Source organism: Flavobacterium calami, assembly GCF_038290035.1.
Classification (GTDB): domain Bacteria; phylum Bacteroidota; class Bacteroidia; order Flavobacteriales; family Flavobacteriaceae; genus Flavobacterium; species Flavobacterium calami.
The window spans coordinates 265896-290151 of the sequence record NZ_JBBYHS010000002.1 but is presented as its reverse complement, the minus strand read 5'-3'; the positions used below and the strand labels follow the sequence as shown (position 1 = coordinate 290151).

The 24256-nt window shown below is 33.3% G+C and carries 25 protein-coding genes and 2 tRNA genes; 9 read left to right on the top strand and 18 right to left on the bottom strand.

Translation table 11 applies throughout. The features are described from left to right. Positions 1-11: 11 nt before the first annotated feature. The 8 genes from AAEO57_RS02825 to idi form a co-directional block, all read right to left on the bottom strand. Positions 12-470: a hypothetical protein gene (locus AAEO57_RS02825; RefSeq protein WP_341689322.1), complete on the bottom strand. Its 459-nt coding sequence runs from the start codon at positions 468-470 to the stop codon at positions 12-14. An 86-nt stretch (positions 471-556) separates the two neighbouring features. Further along, a tRNA-Thr gene (locus tag AAEO57_RS02820) sits at positions 557-630 on the bottom strand. 106 nt (positions 631-736) lie between these two features. Next, positions 737-810: transfer RNA gene (locus AAEO57_RS02815), tRNA-Thr, on the bottom strand. Positions 811-886: 76 nt separating this feature from the next. Next, positions 887-1153, bottom strand: coding sequence for a hypothetical protein (locus AAEO57_RS02810; RefSeq protein ID WP_341689320.1), 267 nt, complete (start codon positions 1151-1153; stop codon positions 887-889). 58 nt (positions 1154-1211) lie between these two features. Then, positions 1212-2180, bottom strand: a complete 969-nt coding sequence (locus AAEO57_RS02805; protein ID WP_341689318.1) for a type I phosphomannose isomerase catalytic subunit — start codon at positions 2178-2180, stop codon at positions 1212-1214. A gap of 54 nt (positions 2181-2234) precedes the next feature. Next, positions 2235-2693 carry a peroxiredoxin gene (locus AAEO57_RS02800; RefSeq protein WP_341689316.1) on the bottom strand — a complete coding sequence of 153 codons (459 nt, stop codon included), beginning with the start codon at positions 2691-2693 and terminating at the stop codon, positions 2235-2237. 3 nt (positions 2694-2696) lie between these two features. Further along, complete coding sequence (locus AAEO57_RS02795) at positions 2697-3107, bottom strand: 6-carboxytetrahydropterin synthase (protein WP_341689314.1); 411 nt, start codon at positions 3105-3107, stop codon at positions 2697-2699. A gap of 19 nt (positions 3108-3126) precedes the next feature. Next, positions 3127-3654 carry an isopentenyl-diphosphate Delta-isomerase gene (idi, locus tag AAEO57_RS02790; protein WP_341689312.1) on the bottom strand — a complete coding sequence of 176 codons (528 nt, stop codon included), beginning with the start codon at positions 3652-3654 and terminating at the stop codon, positions 3127-3129. A 297-nt stretch (positions 3655-3951) separates the two neighbouring features. Here idi and msrB point away from each other — a divergent pair, with 297 nt between their 5' ends. Continuing rightward, complete coding sequence (msrB, locus tag AAEO57_RS02785; protein ID WP_341689351.1) at positions 3952-4506, top strand: peptide-methionine (R)-S-oxide reductase MsrB; 555 nt, start codon at positions 3952-3954, stop codon at positions 4504-4506. Positions 4507-4513: 7 nt separating this feature from the next. Next, a complete protein-coding gene (msrA, locus tag AAEO57_RS02780) occupies positions 4514-5122 on the top strand; it encodes a peptide-methionine (S)-S-oxide reductase MsrA (protein ID WP_341689310.1) in 609 nt (202 codons plus the stop codon). An 84-nt stretch (positions 5123-5206) separates the two neighbouring features. Here the strand turns inward: msrA and AAEO57_RS02775 are convergent, their stop codons facing one another. The 3 genes from AAEO57_RS02775 to AAEO57_RS02765 form a co-directional block, all read right to left on the bottom strand. Beyond that, on the bottom strand, positions 5207-6013 hold the full coding sequence (locus tag AAEO57_RS02775; RefSeq protein ID WP_341689308.1) for a polysaccharide lyase family 7 protein: 807 nt from the start codon (positions 6011-6013) through the stop codon (positions 5207-5209). Positions 6014-6512: 499 nt separating this feature from the next. Then, a complete protein-coding gene (locus AAEO57_RS02770) occupies positions 6513-7604 on the bottom strand; it encodes a DUF6630 family protein (protein ID WP_341689305.1) in 1092 nt (363 codons plus the stop codon). Positions 7605-7670: 66 nt separating this feature from the next. Then, entirely contained in the window at positions 7671-9230 is a 1560-nt protein-coding gene (locus tag AAEO57_RS02765) for an NAD(P)/FAD-dependent oxidoreductase (RefSeq protein ID WP_341689303.1), read from the bottom strand. Between the two features lie 270 nt (positions 9231-9500). Here AAEO57_RS02765 and AAEO57_RS02760 point away from each other — a divergent pair, with 270 nt between their 5' ends. After that, positions 9501-9740, top strand: a complete 240-nt coding sequence (locus tag AAEO57_RS02760; RefSeq protein WP_341689301.1) for a hypothetical protein — start codon at positions 9501-9503, stop codon at positions 9738-9740. Positions 9741-9832: 92 nt separating this feature from the next. On the opposite strand, the gene recQ is transcribed toward AAEO57_RS02760, so the two are convergent. Beyond that, complete coding sequence (recQ, locus tag AAEO57_RS02755; protein ID WP_341689299.1) at positions 9833-12028, bottom strand: DNA helicase RecQ; 2196 nt, start codon at positions 12026-12028, stop codon at positions 9833-9835. An 87-nt stretch (positions 12029-12115) separates the two neighbouring features. On the opposite strand from recQ, the gene AAEO57_RS02750 reads away from it, so the two are divergent. The 4 genes from AAEO57_RS02750 (at position 12116) to lptB (ending at position 15193) form a co-directional block, all read left to right on the top strand. After that, a complete protein-coding gene (locus AAEO57_RS02750; protein ID WP_341689297.1) occupies positions 12116-13081 on the top strand; it encodes a KpsF/GutQ family sugar-phosphate isomerase in 966 nt (321 codons plus the stop codon). Beyond that, complete coding sequence (gene tatC, locus AAEO57_RS02745) at positions 13081-13887, top strand: twin-arginine translocase subunit TatC (protein ID WP_341689296.1); 807 nt, start codon at positions 13081-13083, stop codon at positions 13885-13887. Before AAEO57_RS02750 ends, tatC begins: the two co-directional genes overlap by 1 nt. A 2-nt stretch (positions 13888-13889) precedes the next feature. Next, entirely contained in the window at positions 13890-14237 is a 348-nt protein-coding gene (locus tag AAEO57_RS02740) for a carboxymuconolactone decarboxylase family protein (RefSeq protein WP_341689294.1), read from the top strand. Positions 14238-14452: 215 nt separating this feature from the next. Further along, complete coding sequence (gene lptB, locus AAEO57_RS02735; protein ID WP_341689292.1) at positions 14453-15193, top strand: LPS export ABC transporter ATP-binding protein; 741 nt, start codon at positions 14453-14455, stop codon at positions 15191-15193. 70 nt (positions 15194-15263) lie between these two features. Here the strand turns inward: lptB and AAEO57_RS02730 are convergent, their stop codons facing one another. Then, positions 15264-16109 (bottom strand): glycoside hydrolase family 25 protein, encoded by an 846-nt coding sequence (locus tag AAEO57_RS02730; RefSeq protein ID WP_341689290.1) that lies wholly within the window; start codon positions 16107-16109, stop codon positions 15264-15266. Between the two features lie 10 nt (positions 16110-16119). After that, positions 16120-16836: a CDP-alcohol phosphatidyltransferase family protein gene (locus tag AAEO57_RS02725; protein ID WP_341689288.1), complete on the bottom strand. Its 717-nt coding sequence runs from the start codon at positions 16834-16836 to the stop codon at positions 16120-16122. A 188-nt stretch (positions 16837-17024) separates the two neighbouring features. Here AAEO57_RS02725 and AAEO57_RS02720 point away from each other — a divergent pair, with 188 nt between their 5' ends. Both AAEO57_RS02720 and AAEO57_RS02715 read left to right on the top strand, forming a co-directional pair. Then, positions 17025-18092, top strand: a complete 1068-nt coding sequence (locus AAEO57_RS02720) for a putative type IX sorting system protein PorV2 (RefSeq protein WP_481129029.1) — start codon at positions 17025-17027, stop codon at positions 18090-18092. Between the two features lie 21 nt (positions 18093-18113). Continuing rightward, a complete protein-coding gene (locus AAEO57_RS02715; protein WP_341689286.1) occupies positions 18114-19247 on the top strand; it encodes a lipoprotein N-acyltransferase Lnb domain-containing protein in 1134 nt (377 codons plus the stop codon). 3 nt (positions 19248-19250) lie between these two features. Here AAEO57_RS02715 and AAEO57_RS02710 read toward each other — a convergent pair whose 3' ends face one another. Genes AAEO57_RS02710 through AAEO57_RS02695 form a run of 4 tightly spaced genes read right to left on the bottom strand, consistent with a single transcriptional unit; the run spans position 19251 to position 24242 of the window. Then, positions 19251-20645: an exopolysaccharide biosynthesis polyprenyl glycosylphosphotransferase gene (locus tag AAEO57_RS02710; RefSeq protein ID WP_341689283.1), complete on the bottom strand. Its 1395-nt coding sequence runs from the start codon at positions 20643-20645 to the stop codon at positions 19251-19253. A gap of 56 nt (positions 20646-20701) precedes the next feature. After that, the gene (locus AAEO57_RS02705; protein WP_341689281.1) at positions 20702-22051 is read right to left on the bottom strand and encodes an O-antigen ligase family protein; all 1350 of its coding nucleotides are present in this window, start codon (positions 22049-22051) and stop codon (positions 20702-20704) included. After that, positions 22048-23127: a glycosyltransferase gene (locus AAEO57_RS02700; protein ID WP_341689279.1), complete on the bottom strand. Its 1080-nt coding sequence runs from the start codon at positions 23125-23127 to the stop codon at positions 22048-22050. Before AAEO57_RS02700 ends, AAEO57_RS02705 begins: the two co-directional genes overlap by 4 nt. Next, entirely contained in the window at positions 23124-24242 is a 1119-nt protein-coding gene (locus AAEO57_RS02695) for a glycosyltransferase (RefSeq protein WP_341689277.1), read from the bottom strand. Before AAEO57_RS02695 ends, AAEO57_RS02700 begins: the two co-directional genes overlap by 4 nt. Positions 24243-24256: the final 14 nt, after the last annotated feature.

The window sequence follows — 24256 nt, the reverse complement described above, 5'->3', positions numbered from 1 at the left end:
TTTTATATACTTTACCTTGCAAATAAAGCACCTAATACTGCAAAGACTAATATCAACCCATACAATATCATAATTGACAAAGTAAAGATTCCGATAAATTTATAATGCGATTTTAGATATTCAAAAGAATTAGTTAACGCTTCCGAATCATTTTCCCTAAAAGCTCTTTTTGCGTTTACTGCGAACTTATTTAAATAATAAACCGGAAAAAAATAAATAGCAGCTATAACAAAATAAAAAACTCCCATCATTACTCCAAAAGAGGTTCCCATTGCTCCCATTCCCGGAACCGTACTTCCGAGTGTAGAAAAAATTGCCCCTGCAAAAAGAGCAATTATGACTATAAGTCCAATTCCGATATACCCAAGAATTGATAAAAAGTATGCCCATTTAGCCGTTTCTTTTAAAAAGTCTTTTGCAGATTCATCGAGATGCAGCTCAAATTTTTCAAATACTGAAGTTTCTTCCATTTTAATATTTTTTAAAATTGCGAATTCCAATGTAAAATTAAAGTTTGAGCAAAAAAAAAACCACCACATTTCTGTGATGGTTTTTGAGCCGATAGAGGGACTCGAACCCACGACCTGCTGATTACAAATCAGCTGCTCTAGCCAGCTGAGCTACATCGGCCTATTTTACGGGTGCAAAGATAAAATTGTTTTTTACATTTCCAAAATAAATTTCACACCTCTCTCTATAAATAAAAAAACCACCACATTTCTGTGATGGTTTTTTGAGCCGATAGAGGGACTCGAACCCACGACCTGCTGATTACAAATCAGCTGCTCTAGCCAGCTGAGCTACATCGGCCTCATTACGGGTGCAAATATAAAGCGGATTTTGGTTTTGCCAAAATAAATCTGCACTTTTTTATACTTTTTTTTACTTATAATGCGTTGATTTTTTCAATCAATTGATTAGCAGTTTGTTCTAATTCAACATTGATTTGTTTAAAGTGTGCTTTTTTATTTTCAACGTTTTTTGCGTTCACTTTTGTAATCAAAGTATCAAAAGCATTGATAGCCTCATCAATTAAAGCATTCGTTTCCGGAGTTGGATTTCCTGTTGTAGACATCTCAAACAAATAAACTGCTTCAATAATATCACCTAATACGAAATTGATGTCTTTCTTTAAATTTTTAACGTTTGCCATTTTTATTTATAATTTTAATTTGCGTCTGCAAAAGTACATATAATCTTTAGAATATATGTTAAGAAATGTAAATTTCTAAAATTGAAGCATTTCCATTCAAAACAAATGTTTTTATCCCGGCCGGAACCAAAACAGTATCTCCTTTTTTATACGACTCCTTAAAACCGTCATATTCAATTTCAAAACTTCCTTCTACACACATATAAACCGTAAATGTCTCGCCTGATTTTGAAACCTCAACTTTATTTTCTAAAGGAATAAAATTAGTTGTAAAATAAGGACAATCAACCACTACATTTGACACATTTGTTTTTGTCTCGTATTTTTTCTGTGTATCAACCTTTTTATAGTTGATTGCATCAAGTGCCAGGTCTACATGCAGTTCTCTCGTATTTCCCTGAGCATCTTTACGATCAAAATCATACAAACGGTAGGTTATATCAGATGTCTGCTGAATCTCGGCTACAACCAATCCTGCACCAATTGCATGAACCGTTCCTGTTTCTAAAAAGAAAACATCTCCTGATTTAGCTTTAACATCATCTAAAATAGAAACTAAAGTTTTATCATTTAAATGTTTCAAATATTCTTCTTTACCCGAATCTTCTTTAAAACCAACTATAATCCTTGAATCAGCGTCAGCCTGCATTACGTACCACATTTCAGTTTTACCAAATGAATTATGTCTTTCTTTAGCTAACTTATCATTTGGATGCACCTGAATCGAAAGATCCTCTCTTGCGTCTAAATATTTAAAAAGCAAAGGAAATTGTTTTCCAAAACGCTCGTAAACCCTTGTTCCCAAAATCTCATTCGGAATATCATCAATAAGCTCCGCTAATGATTTCCCTTTCAAATCACCATTAGCCACAACACTCACATCACCCTCAACAGTTGAAAGCTCCCAGCTCTCGCCAGTAATTTTTGATACAATTGGTTTATTTAGAATTGTTTTTAGTTTTTCTCCTCCCCAGATTCTTTCTTTTAAGATCGGTTCAAATTGTAAAGGGTATAATTTTGGTTCCATATTTTTTGGCTAATCTCTTTATTGTTTTAAATATTTATCTAATCCTTTTTTTATTTACAACACTAATTCCTTAATTGTTTCCAAAGCTTTCGGAATATGACTGGCAGCATTCATACTATCAAAAATAAGAATTACAACACCATTTCTGTCTATAACGTAAGTCACTCTTCCTGGTAAAAGTCCAAATAAATTATTTCGGACTCCAAAAAGTTGCCTTAGTCTTTTATCCTGATCTGATAATAAGATAAAAGGCAATTCGTGTTTTTTAGCAAACTTATGATGTGACTTTACACTATCACTGCTAATTCCAATCACTTCGGCACCTAAATCTTTAAAATCTTCGTATTGATCCCTAAAACTACAAGCTTCGGTAGTACAGCCAGGGGTATTATCTTTTGGGTAAAAATAAATCACGAGCGGCTTTCGACCCAAAACACTCTTGCTTTCAAAAACTTGTCCGTGACTATCTTTTGCAGTAAAATTCGGAACTATATCTCCTATTTTTAGTGACATTCTTTATTCTCCTTTATAAGTTACAAAATTGCGGTCCGTTTCATTCAATACGACTTCTAAATCAAAATCGGATTGAATTCTTTTTCTAATTTTATTCCATATCACAACAGCAATATTTTCTGCAGTTGGATTCAAATCCTGAAACTCCGGCACATCCAGATTCAGGTTTTTGTGATCAAACGGAAGTTCTACTTCTTCACGTATAATATCCGCTAATACTTTCACATCTAAAACAAAACCAGTTTCCGGGTCAATTTTTCCTGTAACACTTACTGTTAAACCATAATTATGACCGTGAAAATTAGGATTATTACATTTTCCAAAAACAGCATCGTTTTTTTCAAATGACCAGTCTTTCCTGTACAATCGATGTGCAGCATTAAAATGCGCTTTTCTTGATATGGTTACTCTCATCAAGTTATGGTTGGTAATGTTAAATTTTATGGTCTTCTAAATAATGATAAAATTCATCAAAAATTATTTTAAACCACACGGTATAAATTTCGGGCTGTTTTTCAATATCTTCTTTTATGTCTTCGATTTTCATCCATTTCCAATCCTCTACCTCTTCTAAATTAATGGCCGGATTATCATTATAATACCCTATCATCACATGATCTAGTTCATGTTCAGTCAAACCATTATCAAATGGGGCTTTGTATATAAAATGAAATAACTCCTTCAATTCGGTCTTGAAACCCATTTCTTCAAACAATCGTCTGCTTCCGGCTTCTTTATTAGACTCTCCTTCACGCTGATGACTACAACAAGTATTGGTCCAAAGCAAAGGCGAATGATATTTTTGATGAGCACGCTGCTGTAGCATAATTTCATTTTTATTATTTAAAATAAAAACCGAGAAAGCCCGATGTAAAACTGCTTTTTCGTGTGCTTCTAGTTTTGGCATTAAACCAATTTGCTCGTCATTTTGATTAACTAATATTACGTTTTCTTCTGTCATAAGGCGTGTTGAAGTAACAAAAATACGAAAAAAGAAATGGCTTGAAAATCTCAGAAAAGATTATGAAAAGTTTAACTAAGCCCCGAATCACTCTATTTTACTGAAATACAGAAAATTAAATCCAGGCTTATATTCAAAAGCCTTTAAAACAAGAATTAAAAATCACAAATTCCTCATTTAACATAAACAAACAAAAAGTTAAAACATACTTAAAAATATCTCAATTACAATCTATACGCATTTTTACATCAAAACTCATTGTAACTTTGGTACACCTCAATTATATATTTAAAAATGATGAAAACAAGAAATACTTGGTTTGCCTTTTGCTTTCTTATACCTCTTTTTATTTTGCAGGCATGCGGGCAAAACAAACAAAAACAATCTGGAAATAAAGCTGGCATAGAAAACAAAATAAAAAAGCCCGGAAATCCTTATTACTCAAATACAGACACCACAAAACTAAAAGTTAGCGATACAGAGTGGAAAAAGGTTTTGCCTGATGATATTTATGCTGTAATGCGAGAGGCAGATACCGAAAGGCCTTATACCGGAAAATACTGGAATACCAACGAAAAAGGAACTTATTATTGCGCTTCTTGCGGTAACCTGCTTTTTAAATCGACTGCTAAATTTTCAAGCAGTTGCGGCTGGCCCAGTTTCTTTGAACAGGAAAACAAAAAAAGCATCGTCTTTAAAGATGATAATTCACTCGGAATGGAAAGAATTGAAACACTTTGCGGGCGCTGTGGCGGTCATTTAGGACATATATTCGACGATGGCCCGGAACCTACCGGAAAGCGTTATTGCATGAATTCGATTGCTCTTGATTTTATTCCGGATAACCAATAAAACAACTATGAAAAATATTTTTTTAATCTGTTTTTTCACCTTATCAATAAACGGATTTTCTCAAAAAAAAGAATCTAATTTTGAAACCATTACACTTGGCGGAGGCTGTTATTGGTGTGTAGAAGCTGTATATGAAAATTTAGAAGGCGTAAAATCTGTGGTTTCAGGATTTTCCGGAGGAAAAGTAGATAATCCCACGTACGATGAAGTCTGCACCGGAACCACTGGTCATGCTGAGGTAGTACAGATCACTTATGACAAAAATATCACCAATATAAACGAAATCTTCAAAGTTTTCTTTACAGTCCATGACCCTACAACTCTAAACCGGCAGGGTGCTGATGTGGGAACCCAATACAGGTCAATAATTTTCTACAAAAATGAAGAACAAAAAAAAGCAGCCCAAAACATAATTACTGATTTAAACAAGGCAAAGGTTTACAATAATCCAATCGTAACCAAAGTAGAGCCTTTTTCAAAATTCTATAAAGCCGAAAATTATCATCAGAACTATTACACAAACAATAAAAATCAGCCGTATTGCAAAATGGTAATTCAGCCTAAAATAGAAAAATTTGAAAAAGTTTTTAAAGATAAACTGAAAAAGAAATCATAAAAGAAGTATTCTTCCTAACCAAAATTAAAAAAGCCTGAATCTATTATGATACAGGCTTAAATTCTATTTTATTTTAAGTTTTTCTTAGTGAGTCACATCCAAGGAATAAAATTTAACATTCGCAAATGCACCGGTTTCATCCCCCTGAAGATTACATCCCACGGTGAAATAATTATCAAATGAATTCCATAATTTGTAATCACCTCCAGAATATACTTTTTTCTCACCGTTTACACTAACCTCCATTTTTCCATCAGAAATTTCAATCTGGAAATTAAATTTATCAAAATCTACTTTATTTTTAAAGGTGTAACCATCATCATCAATCCATGAATCTTCTTTTAAAACATCGATTCCGGTAATAGACGGATCTGCCAATCTCTTTGATCTCAGCTTCACATAGCCATTATCCCAAAAAACTTTCAGGATTGACGGAGCAGATTTATCTTTTGCCCCTATCTGATTAACCTGATCTTCTTTTAACCTTCCGCCGATCTGAGCAAATATAATACGTGGGTACTGATCGTTCTTTTTAGAAATTTCACCCATTTTAACAGAAGCTTTAAGCTTAGCCCCTTGTTTAAAAGACCAGCTTGCATCACCTCCGAATGAGTTTTGCTCTTTTAAATCTGTTTTATTAAAAGATCTTTTAGACTTAATAGACGGATAAACATAAAAAACCAAAGATCTGTCTGACAAATCATTAAACATAAATTTAGTAATTTCTAAATTTTCAGAATAATCCAAAAGCTTAGGCGCTTTATATGTTGTTACGGAACCCTCCGGAATTGTTAATTTCCACAAAGTCAAATCTATTTTTGGTGCTTTTTGAGCATGAATTAAAGTAGTACTTGTTAATAATAACAATAGATAAGTTCTAATTTTTTTCATTTTTTTTGGCTGTTTTTGGATTAATTTAAATATGTAATTCGATTTTCAAGACAAGTTCATGAGCAAAAAATGTTCCAAGAATAAATTTCAAGTTTATTTTAATTTTTCTCCCAAATACCATTTTGTAATCGATTGCATAAAATTATATTTTTTTTTTAATTTCCCTATATTTTTTTTATTATTTTTTTCTATTTCTTAAAAAAACACATAAAAAAATTAATTTTTGTGATTATGAATCAAAATTAAACGATCAAGTTTACGAAAAAAAAAGAAGGAGCCATGAATCTTTGAATATTACACAAATTAGTTTTTATCTATTTAAAAAACCAATGGTGTTATTTTTTAATAAAACAAAAGAATTACAAAGTAATTACACACAAAAAAGAATTGCATTATAGTTAACATTATCAAAAAGTAAAATTGTAAGGGGAAAAATATGTAGCAAAACACAAATTGGCTTTGCAAACTGCATTTTATTACATGAACTAAAATGACGGTTTTAAGAGAGTTTATCAATTTTTATATTAGTAATTTCAGACAAAGTCATAATTCTATCGACGTCATTTTTATTTACTACAAAAAACAAATAATTATCCCCTTCTGTATCATAACTCATCAATTCCAAATTACGTTTTCCTAATGCAGTCTGAATATAAGGGAATAAATCGTGGCTATAGGTTTCTTCCGGATATTCAAAATTTAGTTCCCCACCGATCATTTCAGAGATAAAGTACTCCGCATCTTCAGGATCAAATTTCCAGTCGCTATTCCACGCATCAATAGTTTCGAAAAAATCAAAATATCCTTCTATTATATTATGATAATCACTTGGTGGTCTATTAAAATTATTAAAAAGTTTTTGAGATTGTTTTTTCAGCACTTCTTTTTCAATGGCTCCTCTTGAAACCAGCTTTATAAATTCCTCAAAAGTTTCTAATGTAACTTCTTCTGTTTCTATTAAATTTTCAGATGAAGGAAGCTCCACACTTTTTGGAATTTCAATATTCAAATACTCACAAATTCCCTGCAAAACAATTTTAAAATCTCTGACTCCCGTTTCCTGGGTGGCATTTTTTGGCTTTTCAAAATCCAGATATTCTGAGTCCAGCAAACCTTTTGTATAATCGATAAAATGACCACTGGAATACAATATTTTGAAATCGTTTGTTTCAAGACTATTTGTGCAGCAAAAGAAGATTACAAAATTATTCAGAACCCGTTTAAAATACTGTTTCGTTTCAGGAGTTGGTTCAGAATAAAACTGAACATGTATAAAATCATACTCCAACCCCTCCTCTATAATTTCCTGAGACAAAGGCCCAATATCAAGCTTCTTATACAATTCATTTAAGACCTGATAAGCATTTTTAAACCCTGCCTTTTTTATTTCCTTTTTTCCTTCTTCATGATTAAACGAACCGGGAAAATAAAACAGATTAACCGTAACGTTATCCCGAAGACCTTTTACCTTAAATTCAAGACTTGCCTGTTCATGATACAAATAAGCATAAATTGAATCCATAACATCAAAAGAAATAATTGATTTTGGATCATTATTTCTATTAAATAAACTGGTGAAAAAGTTTTTCATTATACCTGCGTTAAAACATTTAGATCTTATTAAAAGAACCCCAAGATATTACAGTTTGCTATAAAATTACTTTAGAGATTCAGCAATCATTAAAGCACATTTTTCTCCATCAATTGCTGCAGAAATAATTCCTCCGGCATAACCGGCACCTTCACCACAAGGATACAAACCTTTAATTTGCAAATGTTCCAAAGTCAAAGGGTCTCTGGGAATCCTCACTGGTGAAGAAGTCCTACTTTCCGGCGCATGCAAAATCGCTTCATTTGTTAAATAACCACGCATTGATTTTCCGAATTCCTGAAAACCCTGGCGCATAATCTGAGTTAAAAACCCAGGAAAAACCTGTCCTAATTCAACCGAAGTTGTTCCGGGAACATACGAAGTTTTAGGAATATCTGATGAAACTTTGCTTTTCGTAAAATCAATCATTCTTTGTGCCGGAACTTTTTGGGTCTCTCCAGCCAGATGCCAGGCTTTTTGTTCGATACTTTTTTGAAATTCCATTCCAGCCAAAGCACCAAATTTTGCAAAAGGTTTAAAATCTTCCAATTTCAATTCTACTACAATTCCTGAATTTGCTGTTGACTGATCACGTTTTGAAGGCGACCAGCCGTTTGTAACCACCTCCCCCGAACTTGTCGCACATGGTGCAATTACACCTCCCGGACACATACAAAACGAATACATTCCGCGGCCATTAACTTGTTTTACAATTGAATATGGTGCTGGAGGCAAATGTTCCCCGCGAAAATCACAGCTGTATTGAATGCTATCAATTAATCCCTGGGCATGTTCTGCACGAACTCCCAAAGCAAAGGGTTTTGCTTCTATTAAAATTTTCTTTTTATCTAATAATTCAAAAATATCACGAGCTGAATGTCCTGTAGCTAAAATTAGTTTATTGGCGTGAATTTTATCACCGTTTTGAGTAACAATTCCTTCAACTTCATTATTCTTTACCAATATATCCTCAACACGGGTTTCAAACAAAACCTGGCCACCAAATTCCCTAATTTTATTTCGAATGTCTTCAATAATTTTTGGGAGTTTATTGGTTCCAATATGTGGATGTGCTTCAATCAAAATATCTTCGGAAGCACCAAAAGCAACTAAAAGCTCTAAAATTCGGGTTACATCACCACGTTTTTTAGAACGTGTGTACAATTTTCCATCTGAGTACGTTCCGGCTCCCCCTTCACCAAAGCAATAATTTGAATCTTCGTTTACGATATGTTCACGATTTATAGCCTTTAAATCCCGACGACGACCACGAACGTCTTTTCCTCGTTCGAGTACAATAGGCTTCAATCCTAATTCTATTAATTGTAAAGCTGCAAAAAGACCTGCCGGACCTGCACCAACAACGATAACTTCCTGAGCATTGGAAACATCTTTATATATAGGAAGCCCAAGTTTAGTTTCCTGAAAAGACTCACCATTTAAATAAATAAGAACTTTCAAATTTATTTTAATCGCTTTCTGACGTGCATCAATAGAGCGTTTTAAAATCGAAATATGCTGAATTTCTTTTGGAGAAACCTTGATCTGCTTAGACAAATGGTCTTTTAGCAATGATTCGTTTGCAGCAATTTCCGGCGTTACCTGAAGTAAAAGTTCTCTTGGCATTGTATCTTATTTATGCTATTAGCTTTTCTTTCTATGAAAAGAAGATGCAAAAATACTATTTTGAAATGAGATTATGTATTTACTGTAAAAATTGCATGCAGATTAAAATAGATCGAAACAGATTTTTAGCACAAAGAATATCGCAGAGATGCAACGCAGTACATCTAATATACCTGCAAAGGTTGTGTAGCGCTACAGTGCTTCTCTACATAGAACCATTAAGAAAGACTTTGTATCTTTGTACCTAACAACCTTTGTACCTTTAAAAAAATGTCTAGAAAAATAAAACTGATTTGGGATTTCCGTGGTCCGGCTTCTGCAAAAACGGCCGAACATCACGAGATTCATTTAAAAGAATATATTGCAATTGAAAAGCTCCCTCTGAATATAACCGGATTTAAAATAATAAATGATATGCATTCCACCGCTTTTATGGTAGTAACTGATGAGAATATGATTCAGGTAAGAGATGCTTTGAAACCTCATCGGGGGGAATTATATACTGAATAAAATTCCAATACTTGGGAAATTTCTATAAAAAAATTCCAAATTCCAAGTTTAAAAATCATTGGAATTTGGAATTTATATTTTGGAATTTAACTTTAGTTCGCTACTTCGCTAATAAACTTAATACGCATTAAACGCAATTCATCTATATCGTAGTCACCATCAAATTCTTTAAGCGCATCTTCAATTTTATCCGATTCTGACTCCATGAAATAATCATGAATTTCTTCCTGCTGATCATCATCAAGCATATCATCAATCCAATATTTAATATTCAGTTTTGTTCCTGAATATACGATTTGCTCCATTTCTTTAATTAAAGCATCCATCGAAAGTCCTTTTGCCGAAGCAATATCATTTAATGGCAATTTTCTATCGATATTCTGAATAATATATAATTTATTAGCAGAGTTAACACCAGTAGATTTAACTACTAAATCATCCGGACGGATAATATCATTATCCTCCACATACCTACTGATTAATGTCACAAAATCCCCACCATATTTTTTAGCTTTTCCTTCACCAACACCGTGGATATTATACAACTCAGTTAATGAAATTGGGTATTTTAAAGCCATATCCTCAAGAGATGGATCCTGAAAAACCACAAATGGGGGAACTCCTAGTTTTTTGGCTACTTTTTTACGAAGTTCACGTAACATCCCCATTAAAACCTCATCTGCTGTTCCTGAAGACTTGGAACCTGTTACCACTGTTTCATCATCAGACTCACTATATTCGTGATCTTCAGACATAAGGAATGAAACCGGTTTTTTAATAAAATCCAAACCAGCTTTCGTAATTTTGATCACACCATACGTTTCAATGTCTTTTGACAAATACCCCGACACAAGAACCTGTCTCAACAAGGCCATCCAGTATTTTTCGTCATGATCAGAGCCTGATCCAAAATAAGACTGTGTATCAGTTTTGTGTGCTTTAATAACTGCATTTATACGTCCAATTAAGGTAAACACAATTTCTTTTGATTTATAAATATGCTTGGTGTCCCGTACAATTTCAAGAAGTTTAACGACTTGCTCTTGCGCTTCGATTTTATTTTTCGGATTACGGACATTATCATCCATATCTGCACCTTCGCCGTTTTCACTATCAAATTCTTCACCAAAATAATGAAGAAGAAATTTTCTTCGTGACATAGAAGTTTCTGCATAAGCCACTACTTCCTGCAAAAGTGCAAAACCAATTTCCTGCTCAGCAACCGGTTTTCCTGACATAAATTTCTCCAGCTTTTCTACATCTTTATAAGAGTAATAAGCTAAGCAATGCCCTTCACCTCCATCACGTCCTGCACGACCGGTTTCCTGATAATAACTCTCGAGTGATTTTGGAATATCATGATGAATTACAAAACGAACGTCTGGCTTATCAATACCCATTCCGAATGCAATTGTAGCAACCACAACATCCACATCTTCCATCAAAAACATATCCTGATGCTTGGCACGGGTTTTTGCGTCTAAACCTGCATGGTAAGGAACTGCACTTATTCCGTTAACCTGCAGAACCTCTGTAATCGACTCTACTTTTTTACGACTCAGGCAGTAAATAATTCCTGATTTACCTTTATGTTGTTTGATAAACCGAATGATATCCGATTCAACATTTTTTGTTTTTGTACGAACTTCGTAATACAAATTAGGTCTGTTGAAAGATGCTTTAAAAGTATTTGCATCAGACATATCCAGATTCTTCAAAATATCTTCCTGCACTTTTGGTGTTGCAGTTGCAGTAAGCCCTATGATAGGCACTTGACCTAATTGTTTAATAATATTTCTAAGATTTCTGTATTCCGGTCTAAAATCATGCCCCCATTCAGAAATACAATGCGCTTCGTCAATAGCAACAAAAGAAATTGGCACGCTTTGTAAAAAAGCCACATACTCTTCTTTTGTTAATGATTCCGGAGCAACATATAAAAGTTTCGTTAATCCAGAGGTAATATCCTTTTTGACCTGAGCAATTTCAGTTTTGGTGAGGGAAGAATTGAGCACATGTGCAATTCCGTTTTCAGAAGACAGACTTCGAATCGCATCAACCTGATTCTTCATCAAAGCAATCAAAGGAGAAACAACAATCGCAGTTCCGTCCTTAATTAAAGCGGGCAATTGATAACAAAGAGACTTTCCACCGCCCGTAGGCATAATTACGAAAGTATTCTTCTCATCTAAAATACTCGTAATGACTTGCTCCTGCAAGCCTTTAAATTGGCTAAAGCCGAAATACTTCTTTAATTCCTTATGTATTTCAATTTCGTTTGAACTCATTCTTTATATTAATGGATATTTTGTATAAATTTGCAACACATAAAGATACGAATTTCTTTCACACTCACAAATTTTAACTTTCCTGTTTTGATTACAAAAGAAAATATTTTAGCTATCGCAAAAAAAACAATACTATCTGAAAGTGAGGCAATTACAAAGCTTATTGATTTTCTGGACGAAAATTTTTACGAAGCTGTACAACGCATTTACGAAACAAAAGGCAGATTAATTGTTACGGGAATTGGAAAAAGCGCCATCATTGCGCAAAAAATGGTCGCCACATTCAATTCAACCGGAACACCTTCAATGTTTCTTCACGCTTCTGAAGCAATTCATGGCGACTTGGGAATGATTCAAAACGAGGACATCATCATTTGCATTTCAAAAAGCGGCAACAGTCCCGAAATCAAAGCTTTAGTTCCTTTATTAAAACGTTTTGGAAATACTTTAATCGGAATGACCGGAAATATAACTTCGTTTTTAGCCAAAGGTTCTGACTACGTGCTTAACACCACGGTTGAAACTGAAGCATGTCCGATAAATCTTGCCCCAACCAACAGTACTACAGCGCAGCTTGTTATGGGAGATGCCCTGGCTGTTTGTTTAATGGAAATGCGCGATTTTAAGCCTGAAGACTTTGCGGTTTATCATCCTGGCGGGGCTTTGGGAAAAAAATTATTGCTACGTGTTAAAGACATGATCGAGCATTCGTTAAAACCTACAGTAAGCCCTGACACCTCCGTTAAAAAAGTGATTTTCGAAATTTCTGAAAAAAGACTGGGAGTTACCGCTGTGGTCGAAAACGACAAAATTGTTGGCATCATTACCGACGGAGACATCCGAAGAATGCTTAACGACCGTGACACTATTGCCGATTTAACAGCAAAAGATATTATGAGCAAAAATCCGAAACTGGTTTCACCTGAAACGATGGCGGTTGATGCATTGAATATTTTAGAAGATTTTTCAATAACGCAACTAATTGTTGCCGATCAGGGAGAATACAAAGGAGTTTTACATTTACATGACATTTTAAAAGAAGGAATCGTATAATGGCAAAGAAAAATCTTGGCGAAATGTCATTTTTAGACCATCTTGAAGAATTAAGATGGCTTTTGGTAAGAAGTACAATTGCTATTCTTGTAATGGCTTTTATCGCTTATTTTTTTAGTGATTACTTATTTGATCAAATCATTTTAGGCCCAACAAGGCCGAGCTTTTTTACTTATGTATGGTTTTGCGATTTATCACATCAATTAGGATTTGCAGACAGCATTTGTATTACTGAACTGAACTTCATTATTCAAAATACTGAAATGGAAGGACAGGTCAATATTTTTGTATGGATGTGTATTTTGGTTGGTTTCATTTTGGGCTTCCCTTACATATTATGGGAGCTTTGGAAATTTATTAGTCCTGCTTTATACGAAAATGAAAGAAAAAATGCCAAAGTGTTTATTTTTACCTCATCATTGCTTTTCTTTTTAGGAGTTGTATTTGGATATTATGTTGTTATTCCTATGTCTGTGAACTTCGTAGCAACTTTCTCCATAAGTGATGTCGTGGTAAATCAGTTTACATTAGAATCCTATATGGGAATGGTAAAAACAAGTATTCTTGCCAGCGGATTATTTTTTGAACTGCCTATTATCATTTATTTCCTAACTAAATTAGGCTTAGTCACACCTGAGTTCTTAAGAAAATACTGGAAATATGCTGTTATAATTATTTTAATTGTTGCTGCAATCGTAACACCTCCGGACGTAGTAAGCCAAACCATTGTAGCCATCCCAATGCTGGTTATATACGAAGTAAGTATCCTGATTTCGAAGATAGTTTATAAAAATAAAACAAAATAAAAATGTCAGATATTATTCAGGAATTCAACGACTATCGTTCTAAAATGAACGAAAAATTACTCGCTGATAACAATAAAATTGTGAAGCGAATTTTCAACCTTGACACCAATGCTTATGCAGAAGGCGCTCTTGATGTAAAAACAAAAGAGCTTTTAGGTTTAGTTGCATCAACTGTTTTGAGATGTGATGACTGTGTAAAATATCACTTAGAAACCAGCTATAAAGAAGGTGTCACTAAAGAAGAAATGATGGAGGCAATGGGAATTGCAACTCTTGTGGGCGGAACAATTGTCATTCCTCATTTAAGAAGAGCATACGAATTTTGGGAGGCTTTGGAAGAATCTAAGTAATGTGCCAATTTGATAATTAGATATTTTTTGGGAATACTCTAATTTATTAAATTCTGAAATACAAATTCTAAATTTTGAAAATGCAATAATTTGTTAATTGATTCATCGGATTGATTATTTTGCATTTATTTTGCCTTTCAAACAAATTTTAAAATTGATTTTGAGTTAGCATATAATTATCTCATTTTCAAATTATCTAATTATCTAATTAAGAAATGAAGCTAAGAGCCGATAATTTAATCAAAACATACAAAGGACGCAGTGTTGTAAAAGGCATTTCTGTTGAAGTAAATCAGGGAGAAATCGTTGGACTTTTAGGACCAAATGGTGCAGGAAAAACAACTTCTTTTTATATGATTGTAGGATTGGTAAAACCAAATCAGGGAAACATCTATCTTGATGATTTGAACATTACCGATTATCCGATGTACAAACGTGCTCAACAAGGAATTGGTTATCTGGCGCAGGAAGCATCTGTATTTAGAAAATTAAGCATAGAAGACAATATTTTAAGTGTTTTACAATTGACCAAACTTTCAAAAGAAGCTCAAATTGCCAAAATGGAAGAATTAATCGCCGAATTCAGCCTGGAACATATTCGTACCAACCGAGGCGATTTACTTTCCGGAGGAGAGCGTCGTCGTACCGAAATTGCACGTGCATTGGCCACAGATCCAAAATTCATTTTATTGGATGAACCCTTTGCTGGAGTTGACCCTGTTGCGGTTGAAGACATTCAACGAATTGTAGCTCAGCTAAAAAATAAAAATATCGGAATCCTGATTACCGATCACAACGTACAGGAAACATTAGCGATTACAGATAAAACATACTTAATGTTCGAAGGAGGAATCCTTAAAGCAGGAGTCCCGGAAGAATTGGTCGAAGATGAAATGGTTCGTCGAGTTTATCTCGGACAAAATTTCGAGCTTCGTAAAAAGAAACTAGAGTTTTAAAAAAAGTTTTTAGTCACAGTTTCCAGTCACAGTAATATTGGAAACTGTGACTGAAAACTGCTACTTTAAACTATTCCACTGTAATAAACTGTAATTGTTCAAAATCACCGTTGTAGATATTCACATCAACACGATGTTTGATTCCCGGCAGAGAAGCTTTTTCTGTAAACTGCCAAAAAAGCCAATCCTCATCAATTTTTTCTCTGTAAAAATTGTAATTGGCTATCCAAAATAGATAATCACTGAATTCTTCTTTTAAAAAATCATCATAATACCTCTCTCCACTATAAATTAAAGGACGTACGCCATAATGGTTTTCGACTTTGTTCAGCCATCGTTTTAATCCTTTTTTCAAACTATCCAAAGGCTGGTTTTTAGGCAGTTTTTCGATATCCAAAACAGGCGGCAAATCGCCTTTTTGCAGTTTTACCGTTTTTATAAAAAGGTTTGCCTGTTCTATTGAATTTTCATTAGGACGGTAATAATGATAAGCACCTCGCATAATTTTATGCTCTTTGGCACCGAACCAGTTTTTTTTAAATTTACTATCTACCCAATTATTCCCGGCAGTCGCGCGAATAAAAACAAATTGCACAGGGTACTTTTCTTCTAAAAGTTCTATTTCATCCCAATCTATTTTTCCCTGAAATTCAGAAACATCAATTCCGATTACTTTTCCTTTATGTTTTTCTAAAACCTGAATATTCCTAACATCAGAAAGATGCTTGTCAACTTCATCTTCTTCTAAAGCTTTATCCGATTTAAATCCGAGATAATAAGACAATCCATCACGATAATGATAAATTATACTTACAAAAAGCAATACAAAAAAAGAAAAAATGATAAACCGTAAACCTCTTCTAAAAATTGATTTTTTAGGTTTTGCTTTTCGGGAATAAGAAGTTCTTCTTGCCATTCGGATAAAACTACTTTTTCAAAAACTTATTATTTATGACTGATAACAATACATAAAAAATAATAATTACTGGAAGTGCGCAAAATTGAAGCAAAAAAAGCAACACAAGAGAAGTGGTTAAAAACACTATTTGCAGTACATTATCTTTGAAAGTAAATTTCTTAATTTTTAAGGCAAACAATGGGATTTCGGCATTCAAAATGTAAGCACTGCATAAAACAATAGCAAACAAAACCCAATGATTTGTCAAAATTTCGAATAGCATAAATGAATCTGAATATTCAATTACCAAAGGCAGACTCAATATAAAAAGCGCATTTGCCGGCGTTGGCAATCCAATAAAAGAATCCGTTTGACGTGTATCAATATTGAAATTAGCCAGTCTGTAACAAGACCCTAAGGTTACGATAAATCCTAAAAACGGAATAAAAACCGAGCCGATTACCTCATGAGGGTTGGCACTTTTTACAAACAAGCTATACATTACATACCCTGGCACAACTCCACTGGTCACCATATCTGCCAAAGAATCCAATTGTAATCCAAGAGGACTGGACACCTTAAATAATCTCGCAAAAAAACCATCAAAAAAATCAAAAAATATCCCTAAACAAACCATGTAAAAAGCCATTTCATAGTCTTGTTGGGAAACAAAAACAACAGCAATACAGCCACAGAAAAGATTGATTAGTGTAATTAAATTAGGAATGTGCTTTTTAATGTTCATCTTTTATAAATTTGCAGAAATAGAAAGCAAATTTAGCATAATAAGTCCATCTTATATGCGTTTTTAATAGAGTTTTTTATCCATTAGCAAACTTTTGTATTATTTGTGAAAAGGAAGAAATAAGCTCAGTAAAAAATTATATTTTTGGTAAAAATTTAAACAAGCTTAGGTTTGAAAAAATAAATACGTTGAAAAAAATCTTAGTATTTTTATTATTTTGGAGTTGCACTTCACATTATGCACAAACGGTTCGAAAATATTCGAATGAGTTTATGAATATTGGAGTTGATGCTGCAGCTTTGGCGATGTCAAGTGCTGTGGTGGCTTCTACAAATGATGTCAATTCGGTTTACTGGAATCCTGCCGGACTGACACATCTGGAAGATCATCAAATTTCATTAATGCATGCCAATTATTTTGCTAACATTGCGCAGTACGATTATATCGGATATGCAAGTGTAATTGATGAAAGAAGCGCGTGGGGAATTTCGATGATTCGTTTTGGAGTTGATGACATTATGGACACCACCCAATTAATCGACAATCAGGGAAATATTGATTATAACCGCATCAGTTTGTTTTCTACAGCAGATTACGGATTTACTTTTTCCTATGCCAGAAGATTACCTCTGGAAGGATTTCAATACGGCGTAAACGCCAAAGTGATTCGACGCATCATCGGAAAATTTGCTAATTCCTGGGGTTTTGGTTTTGATTTTGGACTTCAGTTTGAGAAAAACGACTGGATGTTCGGATTGATGTTACGGGACATAACTACGACATACAACATCTGGAATATTGATGAAGACGAATATCAAAAAATTGCAGACGCTATTCCGGGAGAAAACAATGAACTGCCTGAGAGTACTGAAATCACACTTCCGAAAGCACAATTAGGAGTTTCAAAAAAATTTGAATTTCATAATGACACCAGTCTTTTGGTTGCCACAAATTTAAATATGCGTTTTGAGCAGACTAATGATGTTATTTCATCAAAAATGGTTAGTATCGATCCCGCTCTCGGACTTGAATTTGCATACACTGACCTTGTTTTTTTAAGAGCCGGTGCTGGTAATTTTCAGAATGTAACACAATTAGACAATTCTGAAAAATTAAATTTTCAGCCTAACATTGGGCTTGGTTTTAAATACAAAGGCATTCAGGTTGATTATGCCCTTACAGATCTTGGAAACCAAAGTACAGCCATATATTCCAACATTTTTTCCCTTAAAGTCGATTTGGGTATCTTTAGATAAAGATTTATTAAAAAACCAAACATGAAAAATTCTATCTTTCGAAAAACAGTATTATTACTACTATTCATAGTCAATTTTAGTTTTGGACAAAATTTACCATTATCAAAAGAAGCGCATATAAGTGTTTTAACGTGTGGTCTCGGCAATGAATCCTATTCTTTCTTTGGTCATACCGCCATTCGTGTTGCAGATCCTGCAAACAATATTGATGTTGTATATAATTATGGAGCCTTTGATTTCAGGACTCCTAACTTTGTTGCAAAATTCGCAAAAGGTGATTTACAATATTTTGTGATTGCACATTCTTACTCTGATTTTATAAACGAATATAATTATGAAAAAAGAAGTGTTTATGAACAGGAATTACTTGTTCCGCAAGAGGCAAAACAAAAACTTTTTGACAACTTAAACAGCACTTTACTCTCTGACGAACGCTATTATACTTACAAATTTATTGATAAAAACTGCACTTCGATGGTAGTGGATATTATTAATAAAACATTAAATGAAAAAGTAATTACCAAAAAAGGTGACACCAACATGACTTATAGAAGTATTTTATTTCCTTACTTTGACGGTCATTTCTACGAAAAGTTAGGAACAAGTATCATTTTTGGAACAAAAGTAGATCAATTAGGCACTAAAATATTCCTGCCATTTGAACTGAAAAATAGTTTAGAAAAAACAACTTTTCAAAATCATGCTCTTGTGGGTAAAAGCAAAACATTATTAAGTTTTGAAAAAGAAACACCAGCATCCTGGTGGAACAATGCTTACAGTTACATTATTCTGCTTGGTTTTATTATTTTGATAAACAAAAAATTTATCGATAAAATCTATTTATTCATTTTATCTTTAATGGGGATCTTTTTTGTTTCAATGGGATTTTATTCTTTTCACCACGAATTAGCGATGAATTACAATGTGTTGTTATTTAGCCCGCTTTTACTGCTTTTGATTGTTTTTTCAGCAATAAAGAACAAAAAATGGACATACAGACTTGCGCTCTTACATCTGATTTTATTACTTATCTATACCCTTTTTATAATTAACAAAGCACATTTTTTCATTGTCTTACCAATGCTAATTACAAGCGGATTTGTTCTGGTTAGAGTGGCAATCAGGACTAAAAAAAGAATTCCGATAATTATCTAAAGATTACTGTCCTCTGTAGAACAAAACAGTTGTTATAGTTCTAAAAGTAATGCTCAAATCGAGAAAAACACTTCGGTGTTTGATGTAATACAAATCATATTGGAGTTTTATCAGACTTTCTTCAATAGATTCACCATATGAATAATTAACCTGAGCCCAGCCAGTAAGCCCTGGTTTTATGACATGCCTTGTTTCATAGAATGGCATTATATCTGCAATTTCCTTCACAAAAAACGGTCTTTCAGGTCTTGGGCCAATAACAGCCATATCACCTTTTAAAACATTGATAAACTGAGGCAGCTCATCAATTCTTGTTTTTCGCATTAGTCTGCCCAATGGAGTAATTCTTTTATCATTTGACGTTGCAAAAACAGCCCCGTTGCTTTCAGAATTCTCCGTCATAGTCCTGAACTTGTAAATTTGGAATACTTTGCCATATTTACCCACACGTTCCTGAGTATAAAACAAAGAGCCTTTGTTCCAAAAGAAATTCAATATAAAAATTATCGGAATGAAAACAGCACAAATGCATAAGCCTATAAAAGAAAAAACAAATTCAAGTAAGCCTACCAGCAATAAATACAGTTTATTATTATTACTGCGACTGAATGGAAAAAAACGATAAAAATCCCTTGAAATATACTGAACGGGAATACGTTGCGTTTTGCTTTCGTATACCTGAGTATACTCTCGAATAATATTTCCTGACTCCAGTAAATGAAGTAATTGTTGATATAAATCAGGTGTAATACCATCAGTTTTTTGTGAAGCTATGACAATTTCAGAAACGTTATTCTTACTTACAAAACGCGGTAAATCATTCTTTTCAATTTCTTTTATATAATTTAAAGGAAAATCTTCCTGAGATAAATAGTCCGAATTCACAAAACCAATAATTTTATAATGAGGATCTACATTTTCTAATCCTAAAACAAGCTCATCAGCCTGATGCTTATTACAAATTAAAATTACATTCTGTGAAAATCTATGGGTAGCCAAAAAGTAAACATAGAAGAAACGCCATAACAATAAACCTGTAAGTACAGTAAAATAAAAAATAATTATAGTAGAGCGATTTTTAGGTAGTTCAGGAGATAAAACTGGTGTAAACAAATAAAATAAAACTGTTGTAGTAACAGTAAGAATTGCACTTTGAAGAATCTGGAAACGGTTGCTTGCTACTTGTAGATTGTACATTTCGAAAATCATCCCGAAAAGATTTACATAACACACCAGCAAAAAGAGTCCCTGAAATTTTAATTTTTTAAACTCAAAATAATGATAATCGAAAAACTGATCTATCACATATAAGGCAAACAAAATAAAGCCAATATCAAAAAGCCTAAGAAGTAATTTCCTCTCTGATATTTCGAAATGCATTCTTTTTTTTGTTTGCATATATTCTATTTTTTAAGCGCTTTAATTTGAGGCAAATGTATTATAAAAAACAGAAATTAATCGCCTGAATTTTCTGCTTTTTCAGGAATTTTAATCTGCACAGCAAGAAGTGACAATGCGTATACAAAAGCTGGAGCTGCAAGTCGCATAGCCGCATGATTTATAGTTAACAGCCAAAAAACCCAAAAAGACAATGCTAATATATTCTGACGATCATTCAAGAATAAAATCAGTGGAGTAAAAAACAAAATTAATAAACCAATTACTCCAAGTGAGCCATGCTCTGCCAGCATTCTGGTAATCTCATTGTGTGATGCTGCGACAATTCCTGTTTCCTGTGCTCTAATTTCTTTGTTTCTTCCTACACCTACTCCTAAAACAGGATTATCAAAAAACATTTTCAGCTCAGATTCCATAAGTGTTTCCCTACCTGTTAATTTACTTTTCTTTTCCCTTCCGGCAGCATCCTGATTAGCATAGCGTTTATTAATTAATCCCTTTGTTTGTAAAGAGCTATATCCCCAGACTCCCAATCCTGCCAAAAAAGAAAATATAATAATCAAACCTATTTTGGGTTTTGCATTAAAATTAGCCATAAAATACAATACAATCATAAGTATAAATATCATTACAATCGCTGTAAATATTCCGCCTCTTGAAAAAGTAACGATGCCCCGAAAAGCAAAAACTAACACAAAGCCTGCATTTATCATTTGCAGCAATTTACTCTTTGAATTCAGTAGTAATTGTACAAAGAAAACAAAAATACCCAAGCCCAAAATCGTAGAAACCTGATTAGGACCGAATCCTCCCGAGGTTTCAAAATTAGATTGTGTCCCTGTAACAACATCCCTAACGCTTGGCGTATACAAAAACAAGTAAACGACTATAGAAGTCAGAGGCAGGCAAAATGCTGTAATAACTCCCTTTAAACGATCGAATGTTATTTTTCGTTTGTAACAATAAATTGCAGAAAAACCCAAACAAACCGGACCTGATATATTAAAAGCAATAGCTTTTCGAATGTCTGTATCAAAACTTAAAGAAAAAGAAGATACTACGATAGCCGGAATTAATAATATTAAAAAGAACCAATATATAATACTAAATCTTGAAATTCCTGAATAAATCATTCCGAGAAACATATAAACTATGACGGAATATTTACCAAATTCATTAAAAATACCCCCTCCTGTCATTCTTAAAAGCACTTCTACACTTACCACATAAGCAGACATAATAAGCGCTTCATGATTTTTGTTTTTATTTTTAAAAATATAATAAAATCCAAATACAAACAGTATCAGGGTATATCCTGTCGAAATAATGGGTAAAACATATATCAATGCTCCAATAAAAACATGAATTAACAATAAATAAACATATGATAAATCTTCTTTCTTCATTTTAAATCATTTTTCACCCATTTTAAATATTTTTTCATTACACTTTCGGCAGTATATTCTGTTTGAATAATTTCATAAAGAGCATTTCTAAAAGTAATCCTTAAAGCCTCATCGTTCAGCAATTCCTTTAGAGATTGACAAAACAAATCCGGTTCACCTGGATCAATTAAAAACCCATTCTTTCCATGCTTTATAATAGTTGGTATTTCTCCAACACTGGTAACCACAACTGCCTTTTTATGTAAACCATATTCTAAAAGTGCAACGGGAAGACCTTCTGATTTTGAAGTCAGAACAGCAATATCAGCCTGTGCTAAAATTGCCGGAACGTCTTGTCTTGAACCATATATGAAAACATTATTTCTAAGATTAAAATCAGAGATCCTTTTCTTTATTTCTTTTGAACAATCATCTTCAAAATCTTTCCCAACCAAATGAAATGTCCATTCCGGGTAAGATTCCCGGATTTTTTTTGCCACTTCCAACAACAAGAAATGATCTTTATCTTCTCTAAGATTTGCCAGAGATACTATTCGCTTCCCCTGAATCCCTTTCAAAACAGTATTTCCAGAAACCTGATTTGTATTTAAAGGAAAATTCGGTAAATAAACAACATTTTTAGCCCCTAACTTTTCCTCAGCCCAGTTCTTTAACTTTTGATTTACTGCTATAATTCCGTTAAAAAAAGGAAGAACCAATCTTAAAACAAATGAAGATCTTTTATCCAAAAATTCACTACTTCCATAATGGTCATGCCAAATTATTTTTAACGAAGGATATGTTATTTTTAATAAAAAGGCAAAAAAAAAGGAAGTGCTATGTGCATGGACATAAGAAACCTTGTTTTTTAAAACAAACGATCGCAACCGAAAAAGAGCTTTAAAATCAAGTTGCTTTTTTTTATTCAAAAACAAATAAGACACGTTCTGATTCAATTGATTCATTAAGTGACCTTCTTTACGAGTCGCAACCAAACCTGAAAACTGAACTTTATCAGCCAAAACATTTGCGTAATTAAGAGCCATACGTTCAGCCCCCCCTGGTTCAAGTGAATCTATAATTTGAATGATTCTCATTTCAATATAAGTTTTTTAATTTCATTTTCAAAAAACTCAACAGTGTATTGCTGTGACCATTGGCTTGCTAACTTTTTTTTAAAAATAAAATCATCTTCGTTAAGGATGATATTTTCAATTTTTGATACATCTTTATTAAAGTCCATTTCAAGCAAAAGTCCTCTGTTACCATAATCCAGCATAAAAGGAACACAGGAAACTTTAGTCGAAATTGGAACACATCCCCAAAACATTCCCTCAGCAATAGCTTTTGGCCAGCCTTCACTTTTGGAAGGTAAAATCACAAAATGGCTGTTTTGATATGCCTTTTTCACTGTTTCCTGATTTTGATTTCCCTTCAGAACAACAATTTCATTTAATGCATTGGAAGCAATATAATTCTCCAGTGCCTTTCGTTCTATACCCTCTCCATACAATTCAAGTATCACATTGTATCCTTTTCTAAATAATTCTTCAACTAGTTGTATCGTATACAAAGGATTTTTGCCCGGAGACAATGTTCCTACAAATACAAAATGGATTTTTTCCTTTAAATTCAATATTTTTATTGGTATCACATCTTCTTCTGAGTAAGTAGCCGTAAAAAAAGGTTTAATATTACTTGTACTTCCTTCCCATTCGCCATAGACCAAAACCTTCATATTTCGAGTTAAAAATGCATTATTCAATATCCATTTCTGTACCCGATAACTCCATGGCTGTTTAGATTTTGGATCCCAGTTTCCGGCATATTTTGCTGTTTTGGTTTTATGCGGAAATAGTATCTGAACCAAACAGCCAATCAACCCAACATTTCCCGGACAACGTAAATGAATATGATCAGACTTCTTTATCGCCCAAAAAATCCTCCAAAATATTAAAGGCAACTTAAATATCGAACTTAAAGTATTTTTTAAAGTTGTAACATTAAAATTTGGAATTTGCTTAAAATCGATATTTTTAAAACTATACGGTATATCAATAGCTCCCGGATTGTTTTTCGTCAAGGGAGCAACTATAATTAAATCGTCAGTGTATTTTAACCAGACATTCATCTCTCGAACATAAGGTGCATAGCCAAAATATTTTTCATCTTTCTTAATATGAACAACATGAGTAATAATTATAAATTTCATTCGCTTTTGACTAA